8 protein-coding genes and 2 rRNA genes are annotated in these 9,165 nt (G+C 70.5%); 7 read left to right on the forward strand and 3 right to left on the reverse strand.

Annotated elements, in window-relative coordinates:
• Window positions 1-134 precede the first annotated feature (134 nt).
• The 5 genes from ACWEPX_RS23630 to ACWEPX_RS23650 all read left to right on the forward strand — a co-directional run bounded on the left by ACWEPX_RS23630 (window position 135) and on the right by ACWEPX_RS23650 (window position 6,474).
• Entirely contained in the window at window positions 135-1,424 is a 1,290-nt protein-coding gene (locus ACWEPX_RS23630; RefSeq protein WP_451899394.1) for a sugar ABC transporter substrate-binding protein, read from the forward strand.
• Window positions 1,421-2,407, forward strand: coding sequence for a carbohydrate ABC transporter permease (locus tag ACWEPX_RS23635; protein WP_451899395.1), 987 nt, complete (start codon window positions 1,421-1,423; stop codon window positions 2,405-2,407). The genes ACWEPX_RS23630 and ACWEPX_RS23635 overlap by 4 nt, the downstream gene beginning before the upstream one ends.
• Window positions 2,408-3,238, forward strand: a complete 831-nt coding sequence (locus ACWEPX_RS23640) for a carbohydrate ABC transporter permease (protein WP_451899396.1) — start codon at window positions 2,408-2,410, stop codon at window positions 3,236-3,238. It begins immediately after the preceding gene.
• Window positions 3,238-4,743 carry a glycoside hydrolase family 3 protein gene (locus ACWEPX_RS23645; protein ID WP_451899397.1) on the forward strand — a complete coding sequence of 502 codons (1,506 nt, stop codon included), beginning with the start codon at window positions 3,238-3,240 and terminating at the stop codon, window positions 4,741-4,743. Before ACWEPX_RS23640 ends, ACWEPX_RS23645 begins: the two co-directional genes overlap by 1 nt.
• Before the next feature lie 126 nt (window positions 4,744-4,869).
• On the forward strand, window positions 4,870-6,474 hold the full coding sequence (locus ACWEPX_RS23650; protein WP_451899398.1) for a glycosyl hydrolase family 18 protein: 1,605 nt from the start codon (window positions 4,870-4,872) through the stop codon (window positions 6,472-6,474).
• Window positions 6,475-6,547: 73 nt separating this feature from the next.
• On the opposite strand, the gene ACWEPX_RS23655 is transcribed toward ACWEPX_RS23650, so the two are convergent.
• Window positions 6,548-7,117 carry an isochorismatase family protein gene (locus tag ACWEPX_RS23655; protein WP_451899399.1) on the reverse strand — a complete coding sequence of 190 codons (570 nt, stop codon included), beginning with the start codon at window positions 7,115-7,117 and terminating at the stop codon, window positions 6,548-6,550.
• A 105-nt stretch (window positions 7,118-7,222) separates the two neighbouring features.
• Here ACWEPX_RS23655 and ACWEPX_RS23660 point away from each other — a divergent pair, with 105 nt between their 5' ends.
• Window positions 7,223-7,756, forward strand: coding sequence for a MarR family transcriptional regulator (locus ACWEPX_RS23660; RefSeq protein WP_451899400.1), 534 nt, complete (start codon window positions 7,223-7,225; stop codon window positions 7,754-7,756).
• Complete coding sequence (locus ACWEPX_RS23665; protein WP_451899401.1) at window positions 7,720-8,547, forward strand: GNAT family N-acetyltransferase; 828 nt, start codon at window positions 7,720-7,722, stop codon at window positions 8,545-8,547. The genes ACWEPX_RS23660 and ACWEPX_RS23665 overlap by 37 nt, the downstream gene beginning before the upstream one ends.
• Window positions 8,548-8,623: 76 nt before the next feature.
• On the opposite strand, the gene rrf is transcribed toward ACWEPX_RS23665, so the two are convergent.
• Window positions 8,624-8,740: ribosomal RNA gene (rrf, locus tag ACWEPX_RS23670) — 5S ribosomal RNA — on the reverse strand.
• A 102-nt stretch (window positions 8,741-8,842) separates the two neighbouring features.
• A 23S ribosomal RNA gene (locus ACWEPX_RS23675) occupies window positions 8,843-9,165 on the reverse strand; the annotation flags it as partial.

Genomic DNA, 9,165 nt, shown 5'->3' on the forward strand with positions numbered 1-9,165 from the left:
CGCTGCGGGGACGAAAGGTCACGGTTCCGCATTTATCTTGACAAGCCCGAGAACTACGGACCACTCTAATCGCAATGGTCTAAACCACTCAAGCCCTTCATCGCGGACGGGCTGCTCGAAAGGAAGTACCTCCAGTGAGAAGTTGGTCGAAGTCGCTGATCGGGGGTGTCGCGGTCGCGCTGGCGGTCGCGGGGTGCGCGGGCTCCGGTGGCGACACCGGGGGCGATAACGCCCAGAGCGGTCCCCGGGAGCTGACCGTGTGGCTGATGAACGGGTCCGCCCCCGAGGCCCTCACCAACGCGCTGCACAAGGAGTTCCAGGACGCCCACCCCGGCGTCACCATCAAGTACGAAGTGCAGCAGTGGAACAACATCCAGGACAAGCTGACCACGGCGCTGGCCAGCAACGACGCCCCGGATGTCATCGAGGTCGGCAACACCCAGTCGCCGAAGTTCGCCGCCGAGGGCGTGCTGCTGGACATCTCGGCCGACGCCGCGAGCTTCAACAAGGACCAGTGGCTCTCCGGCCTTGAGGCCTCGGCGACCTGGGACGGCAAGCAGTACGCCGTGCCGTTCTACGCCGCCAACCGCGTCGTGCTCTACCGCAAGGACATGTTCGAGCAGGCGGGCGTCACCGCCGCCCCGACCAACCGCGCCGAGTGGCTGGCCGCGATCGAGAAGCTGAAGGCCAAGTTCGGTTCGGACAAGGACTTCCAGCCGCTCTACCTGCCCGGCCAGAACTGGTACGCGCTGCTGTCGTTCATCTGGGACGAGGGCGGCGACATCGCCACCCAGGACGGCACCAACTTCAAGGCGGCGCTGGACAGCCCGCAGGCGAAGGCCGGCCTGGAGTTCTACAAGCAGCTGGTCGAGACCTCCGGGACCAAGGCCCCGAAGGACGCCGACGAGCAGACCCCCGAGCAGGCGGGCATCTACGGCGGCGGCAAGGTCGGCATGATCATCGGTCTGCCCTGGGAGGTCGCCACGGCCGCCAAGAGCGACCCGAAGATCACCGAGCTGACCGGCGCGTTCCCGATCCCCGGCAAGGCTGGCCCGGCTCCGGTCTTCCAGGGCGGCTCCAACCTGGCCATCCCGGCCAACAGCAAGGACCAGGACCTCGCCAAGGAGTACATCAAGCTGATCAGCAGCGCGAAGTACCAGGGCGAGTTCGCCAAGGCGGGCATGATCCCGGGCACCTCCTCCGACGTCTCCGCCCTGGAGAGCGCCGGTGAGGTCAGCGCCGCGATGGCCAAGGCGTCGACCAACGGCAAGGGCGTCCCGGCCACCCCGGGCTGGGCGACCATCGAGGCGGGCCAGAACCCGCTGAAGGACATGCTCACCGCGTACCTGACCGGCGCCAAGAGCATCGACCAGGCCACCACCGACGCCAACGGCGTGCTCGACAAGGCGTTCGCCGGGTCATGACCTCGACGACGTCCGCACGGACCGCTCGGCCCGCGGGTTCCCACCCGCGGGCCGGGCGGCCCGGCCCGCGTCGGCCCCGCGGTTTCCTCGGGGTCAGCGAGCGGGCCGTCCCGTACCTGATGCTGGCCCCGGCCCTGGTCTTCCTCCTGGCGCTGCTGGGCTGGCCTGCGCTGCAGGTCATCTTCATCAGCTTCCGCAAGCTGAACCTGGGCGAGCTCGTCCGCGGCGAAGTGGTCTGGACCGGCTTCGACAACTACGTCGAGATCCTCTCCGACCCCGAGTTCTGGGCGATCACCCTGCGCACCGTGGTCTTCACCACCGGCGTGGTGGCGGCCACCGTGCTGCTGGGCCTGGGCCTGGCGGTCCTGATGCGGCACCTGAGCCGCGGCGTGCGGATCGCCCTGCAGGTCAGCCTGGTGCTGGCCTGGGCGACGCCGATCATCGCCACCACGACGGTCTTCCAGTGGATGTTCGACCAGCAGTACGGCATCCTCAACAAGACCCTGGTGCTGCTCGGCTTCGAGGGCTTCGAGGGCTACTCGTGGTTCAGCACCGGGGCCAGCACACTGACCGTCATCGGTCTGCTGGTGTGCTGGCAGGCGGTGCCCTTCGTCGCCTTCACCCTGTACGCGGGGCTGTTGGGCGCGTCCAAGGACCTCTACGAGGCCGCCGCCATCGACGGCGCGACCGGGTGGCAGGCGTTCCGCGCGGTGAGCTGGCCCGCGCTCAAGCCGGTGCTGGCGATCGTGCTGTTCCTGTCGGTGCTGTGGGACTTCAAGGTCTTCACCCAGGTCTGGGCGATCCGCCAGGGCGGCCCGGACGGCCAGAGCACCACGCTGCCGGTCCTGCTCTACCTCAAGGGCATCTCCGGCAGCGGGTTCGGCGTGGCCGCCGCGGTGGCCGTGCTGATGCTGATCGTCCTCCTCCTGGTGACCTGGCGGTACATGCGCCTGCTGGTCCGCTCGCAGGAAACGGAGCTGTAGATGCACAAGACCCGTGGGCAGCGCGTCGGCCTGGCCGTGCTGGGCATCGCGGCCACCGTGTTCTTCTTCTTCCCCACGTACTGGATGATCACGACGGCGCTCAAGACGCCCGCGCAGATCCTCTCCCCCGACTACGACCTGATCCCGCTGTCGATCACCTTCGACAACTTCGCCTCCGCCTTCAGCAAGGACGGCTTCACCTCCTTCCTGACCAACAGCCTGATCGTCACGCTGGGCTCGGTCGCGGTGGCGCTGGTGGCGGGCCTGCTCGCCGCGGTCCCGCTGGCGCGGATGCGCTTCCGCGGCCGCAAGGGCTTCGTGCTGCTGGTGCTCATCGCCCAGCTGGCCCCGCTCGAGGCGCTGTTCGTGCCGCTGTACCTGATCATGCGCGACGCCAACCTGCTGGACAAGCTGCCCTCGCTGCTGCTGGTCTACGTCGCGTTCACCCTGCCGTTCACGGTGTGGACGCTGCGCGGCTTCGTCAAGGGCATCCCGGTGGAGCTGGAGGAAGCGGCGATGGTGGACGGCTGCGGCCGGTGGGGCGTGTTCCGCCGCGTCACGCTGCCGCTGCTGGGCCCCGGCCTGGTGGCCACCTCGGTGTTCAGCTTCGTGACCGCGTGGAACGAGTTCCTGTTCGCGCTGGTGTTCATCCGGGACAAGGGCAACCAGACGCTGCCGGTGTGGCTGTCGTCGTTCCGCACGGCGTTCGGCACCGACTGGGGCGGCATCATGGCCGCGTCGGTCATCTACGCCGTGCCCGCGTTGATCTTCTTCATGTTCGTCCAGCGCAAGCTGGTCTCCGGTGCTACGGCAGGGGCGGTGAAGGGCTGATGGCGGTTCCCTCGGTCTCCGGGTCCGGGGCGGGCGGCTCGCTGCGCGCGCTGGCCGAGGCGGTGCTGCTGCCCGGCTTCGCGGGCACGACCGCGCCGGACTGGGTGCGCGAGCGCGTCGGCGCCGGGCTGGGCGGGGTCGTCCTGTTCGGGCGCAACGTCGTCGACGACGCCCAGGTCGCCGCGCTGACGGCCGCCCTGCGCGCCGAGCGCGCCGACGTGGTGATCGGCATCGACGAGGAGGGCGGCGACGTCACCCGCCTGGACGCGGCCACCGGCAGCGACCTGCCGGGCCCGCTGGCGATGGGCGCGGCCGCCGACCTCGGCCTGACCGCCGAGGTGGGGGCGGCGCTCGGGGCCAGGCTCGCCGCCTGCGGGGTGACGGTGAACCTGGCCCCGTGCGCGGACCTCACGCTGACCAAGGACGACCCGATCATCGGGGTGCGCTCCTTCGGGTCGGACCCCTACGCCGCGGCCGCGCACGTCGGCGCGTTCGTCCGCGGGCACCAGGGCGGCGGGGTCGCCGCCTGCGCCAAGCACTTCCCCGGCCACGGCGCGTGCACATCGGATTCGCATGTGGCGCTGCCGGTCCTGCCCCGCACCCCGGACGAGCTGCGCGCCGCGGAACTGGTCCCGTTCCGCGCCGCGCTGGCCGCCGGGGTGCGGGCAGTGATGACCGGGCACCTCGTGGTGCCCGACTGGGGTGACGACCCGGTCACGCTCAACAGCATCGCCATCAACGAGATCCTGCGGGGCGAGCTCGGCTTCACCGGCGCGGTCATCACCGACGCCCTGGAGATGGGCGCGGTGGCGGGCTCCTTGGGCGACACCGACGGCCTCACCGAGGCCGCCGTGAAGGCGCTGCGCGCGGGCGCCGACGCCCTGTGCATCGGCGGCGAGGTGGCCGATCCGGGCATCGTGGACCGCATCGTCGACCGGATCGTCGCCGCGGTGGCGGAGGGCACGCTGGACGAGCAGCGCCTGGCCGAGGCCGCCGAGCGCACCCGCTCGCTGTCCACACCCGCCGAATCCACATCGCACTCCCCCGCCCCCGACCCGGCCGCCCGGGCCGAGCTGGGCATCACCGTGGCCCGCAAGGCCATCCGCGCGACCGCGCTGCCCGCGCTGCGCGATCCGCTCGTGCTCGACGTCGAGGTCGACCCGAGCATCGCCGCCGGGCCGGTGCCCTGGGGTCTCGGCCCGCACGTGCGCGCCCTGGTCCCGGGGACGACCGCCATGCGGGTCGACGCGGCCGAACCCGCGGCCGCGCTGGCCGCCGCCCGCGACGCCGCGGGCGTCGTCATCACGACCCGGGACGCGCACCGGCACCCGGCAGTGCGCTCCCTGGTGGCCGAATTGGTCCGTACCACGGCGGTCACCGTCCACGTCGAAACCGGCGTCCCCGGCCCCGACCTCGGGGCAGGCGCGCGGATCGACACCTTCGGGGCGTCGCGCCCCAGCCTGCTGGCCGCTGCCGAACTGGTCGCGGAGGCCAGCGGGCGCTGAGTCGGGCTCACCGATGGTTGCTCCATTCGAGTGAGACCAATGGTCTAGACCTTGTCCCCGTCATGTGGTCTGGACCAAAGTCAACTCAACATCCCCACCGATCCTCATCCCTGCGAGGTGACCCACGTGTCCAGAACCCGATGGCATGTGACAGCGGCCCTGGTGGCCGCTGGCACCATCACCCTGGGCCTAGTAGTCGCGGCCCCGGCCAGCGGCGCCGCCGCCCCGACCGCCGTGTTCGAGAAGACCCAGGACTGGGGCTCGGGCTGGCAGGCGAAGTACACGATCCGCAACAACGGCGACACCGCGCTGACGAACTGGCGGATCGAGTTCAACCTCAGCCCCGGCACCATCTCGTCCTCTTGGGACGCGCAGCGCTCGGTGTCGGGCACCAAGTACACCTTCTCGAACCTGTCGTGGAACGGCACCGTCGCCCCGGGCGCCAGCGTGTCGTTCGGGTTCATCGGGTCCGGTTCGGGCACCCCCACGAACTGCACCCTGAACGGCGTCTCGTGCGACGGCACCATCCCGCCGACCACGACCACGACGACCACAACGGACAACACGACCACCACCACCACGACGACGACCACGACGACCACCACCACGACGGACGTCCCGCCGCCGGGTTCCAAGGTCGTCGGCTACTTCGCGGAGTGGGGCGTCTACGGGCGCAACTACCACGTGAAGAACATCCACACGTCGGGGTCGGCCTCGAAGCTGACGCACATCATGTACGCCTTCGGCAACGTGACCGGCGGCCGCTGCGCGATCGGTGACTCCTTCGCCGACTACGAGAAGACCTACGGCGCCGACCAGAGCGTCGACGGCGTGGGCGACACCTGGGACCAGCCGCTGCGCGGCAGCTTCAACCAGCTGCGCAAGCTGAAGAAGATGTACCCGCACATCAAGGTCATCTGGTCCTTCGGCGGCTGGACCTGGTCCGGCGGGTTCGACGACGCGGCGCGCAACGCCACCGCGTTCGCCGACAGCTGCTACCGCCTGGTCGAGGACCCGCGCTGGGCGGACGTGTTCGACGGCATCGACATCGACTGGGAGTACCCGAACGCCTGCGGCCTGGAGTGCGACACCAGCGGCCCCGAGGCGTTCGAGAACCTGATGCGGGCGCTGCGCACCCGCTTCGGCAGCAGCAACCTGGTGACCGCGGCCATCACCGCGGACGCCTCCAACGGCGGCAAGATCGACGCCACCGACTACGCGGGCGCCGCGCAGTACGTCGACTTCTACATGCCGATGACGTACGACTTCTTCGGCGCATGGGCGGCGCAGGGCCCGACGGCCCCGCACTCCCCGCTGCGGGCCTACCCGGGCATCCCGCAGGACGGCTACAACTCCGACGCCGCCATCCAGAAGCTCAAGGCCAAGGGCATCCCGGCGAGCAAGCTGCTGCTCGGCATCGGGTTCTACGGCCGCGGCTGGACCGGCGTCACCCAGTCCGCCCCCGGCGGCACGGCGACGGGCCCCGCGCCCGGCACCTACGAGCAGGGCATCGAGGACTACAAGGTCCTCAAGACGCGCTGCCCGTCCAACGGGACGATCGCTGGCACGGCGTACGCCCACTGCGGCAACCAGTGGTGGAGCTACGACACCCCGGCGACCATCGCGGGCAAGCGCAGCTACAGCGCGCAGCAGGGTCTCGGCGGCATGTTCTTCTGGGAGCTGTCCGGCGACACCACCAACGGTGAGCTGATCACCGCGATGCGCGGTTAGGCTCCGGCCGGGACGGGCCGGATGTGGGCGGCCCGCCAGGTTCTCCTGGCGGGCCGCTCACCCGCATGACGGCTCAGCTGAGCACGCCGAGGAGTTCGCCGATCACCCGGCTGGTCGTGGTGGTCATCGCCCCGGATTCGGCGGCGGCGCGGACGGCTCGGCGGTGCTCGTCCAGGCCCAGGTCGGCGATGGCGTCGGCCACCGCGAAGACCTGGGCGCCCACCAGGCTCGGTCCGCCCGCGGCCAAGAGGCAGGCGGCGTGGGCCCGGACCCCGACGAGGACGAGCTGGTCGCGCCCGGCGGCGTCGAGCACCGCGCGCAGCGCGGCGCCCGGCTCCCCGAGCCCGGCGTCGACCAGCAGCTCATCCGGGCGCGGCGGGTAGACCAGCTGCCCCGCCTGGCGGCCGCGGAGGGTGTAGGCGATCGGCACAGCGGCATCACGGCACGTGTCGCGGAGCTTGCCGACGTTGTGCACCAGCTCGACGGCCGGAGAACGGCTTCCGTCGAAGGAGGCGACGATGCGGTCCTGCATGTCGTGGATCACGAGCACCGCGCGCCTGGCGTCAACGCGCCAGTCCACGGTGTTGCGGGGCAGCTTCGCCGCGGCGGACATGTCGTACGGCTCGACGACGGGGACGGCCATGCTCCCACCTCTAGCATCAACTTAGGTTAGCCTAACTTCCATCGACGGCCTGTCCACGTGGCCGTGGTCACCAGGCCGCCGATCCCGACCCAGAGGAGGGCCCGGGTGGACGACCTCGACCCCCGCCTGCACACCGTCCGGCTGCTACGCACCATCGCGGCCCGACTGGACCTGCTCGACGCCCGGTTCGCCGCGGAGCACGACCTGCACCCGACGGACCTCCGCGCGCTGATCCACCTGCTGGAGGCCCGCCGCACCGGCGTCGCGGCCACCCCGGGCTGGCTGTGCGGGCGGCTGGGCCTCAACTCGGCGTCGGTGACCGCGCTGGTGGACCGCCTGGTCCGCGCGGGCATGGTGACCCGCACCCGCGACGACCACGACCGGCGCCGCGTCCTGCTGTCCGTGCACGCCCGGGCCATCGACCTCGGCGGCATGGCCATCGACTCCACGCACGACGCCCTGAGCGCCCTCGACCGCTGCGACCCGGCCGACCTGATGGCCGCCCGCCGCGTGCTGCACGAGGTGGCCCGCGCGATGTCGGGTGAGCGGGTCGTCGGCGTCGGCGCGCGAAATGCGGTTGTCCGGTCTGGACAATCAGAGGCGTGGACACCACAACCTCCCATCCAGCGGTCGAGCTGACGCCGCTGGGCGCCCTCGCCGACCAGGCGGTCGCCGCCGCCTCGGCCGGGGCGGCCCCGGCCGAGGTGATGCCCGGCCGCCACCAGGACTGGACGCCGCAGGCCCGCGCGGACTACCGCGCGTTCCTCGACGCCCAGCTCGCCGACCCGACCACCACGTCGTTCGCCGTCTGCGCGGCCGATGCAGTGGTCGGTGTCATCCGCCTGCGCGCCATCGACGCGGACACCGCCGAGACCGGGCTGTGGCTCAGCCGGGACGCGCGCGGGCGGGGCATCGGCAAGGCCGCCGTCAGCGCGCTCCTGGCCGTCGCCCGCCGCCGCGGCTTGCGCGCCCTCGTCGCCGACACGACCCCGGAGAACGCCGCCGCCCTCGGCGTCCTGCGGGCGTGCGGCGCCGCGGTCCACCCGGAGGGGAGCAAGGTCCAGGCCGAGCTGGCGGTGCCGCTGGGCGTCATCGAGGGGGTCGTCTTCGAGTACGCCCCGGACGCGCCGGTCCTGGCCCATCCCGACGACGTTCTCCACGTGATCGGCTCGCTGTACGGGGTCGAGGTGGAGTGGGTGGCGCTGCCGGTGTCCCGGCTGGCCCCGGAGTTCTTCGACCTGAGCACCCGGCTGGCCGGGGAGATGCTGCAGAAGCTGGTGAACTACCAGCTGAAGGTGGCCGTCGTCGGCGACATCGCCGAGCACGTGGCCCGCAGCTCCGCCCTGGCCGACTTCGTCCGGGAGAGCAACCGCGGCAGGCACGTGTGGTTCGTCGCCGACCTGGCCGAGCTGGCGGCGCGGCTGCCCTAGGAATGCCAGAAGGCCCGTTCTCGTAGCGGTCCGAGTGACTCGGAGCCGTTGCGAGAACGGGCCTTCTGGTTATGAAGTCCGGCGGTGTCCTACTCTCCCACACCCTCACGAGTGCAGTACCATCGGCGCTGATGGGCTTAGCTTCCGGGTTCGGAATGGGACCGGGCGTTTCCCCACCGCTAAAACCACCGAAACACTATGAAACAGTAACCTCAACCCAACCCGATCCCCGCGTGGGGGGTGGGGTTGGGGTGGTTGGTGTCTCAGACACCACACAGTGGATGCGTAGCATGTTTGTGGCAAGCCCTCGGCCTATTAGTACCGGTCAACTCCACACCTTACAGTGCTTCCATCTCCGGCCTATCAACCCAGTCGTCTACTGGGGACCTTAACCCTCACAGGGGTGGGAGACCTCATCTTGGAACAGGCTTCCCGCTTAGATGCCTTCAGCGGTTATCCCTTCCGAACGTAGCCAACCAGCCATGCCCCTGGCAGGACAACTGGCACACCAGAGGTTCGTCCGTCCCGGTCCTCTCGTACTAGGGACAGCCTTCCTCAAGTCTCCAACGCGCGCGGCGGATAGGGACCGAACTGTCTCACGACGTTCTAAACCCAGCT

The organism is Actinokineospora sp. NPDC004072 (assembly GCF_053604195.1).

What these genes read in the sequence shown, in the direction of transcription:
- ACWEPX_RS23655 (WP_451899399.1), bottom strand. Translation starts at nt 7,117, where the DNA reads ATGGCCGTCCCCGTCGTCGAGCCGTACGACATGTCCGCCGCGGCGAAG.
- ACWEPX_RS23635 (WP_451899395.1), top strand. Translation starts at nt 1,421, where the DNA reads ATGACCTCGACGACGTCCGCACGGACCGCTCGGCCCGCGGGTTCCCAC.
- ACWEPX_RS23640 (WP_451899396.1), top strand. Translation starts at nt 2,408, where the DNA reads ATGCACAAGACCCGTGGGCAGCGCGTCGGCCTGGCCGTGCTGGGCATC.
- ACWEPX_RS23645 (WP_451899397.1), top strand. Translation starts at nt 3,238, where the DNA reads ATGGCGGTTCCCTCGGTCTCCGGGTCCGGGGCGGGCGGCTCGCTGCGC.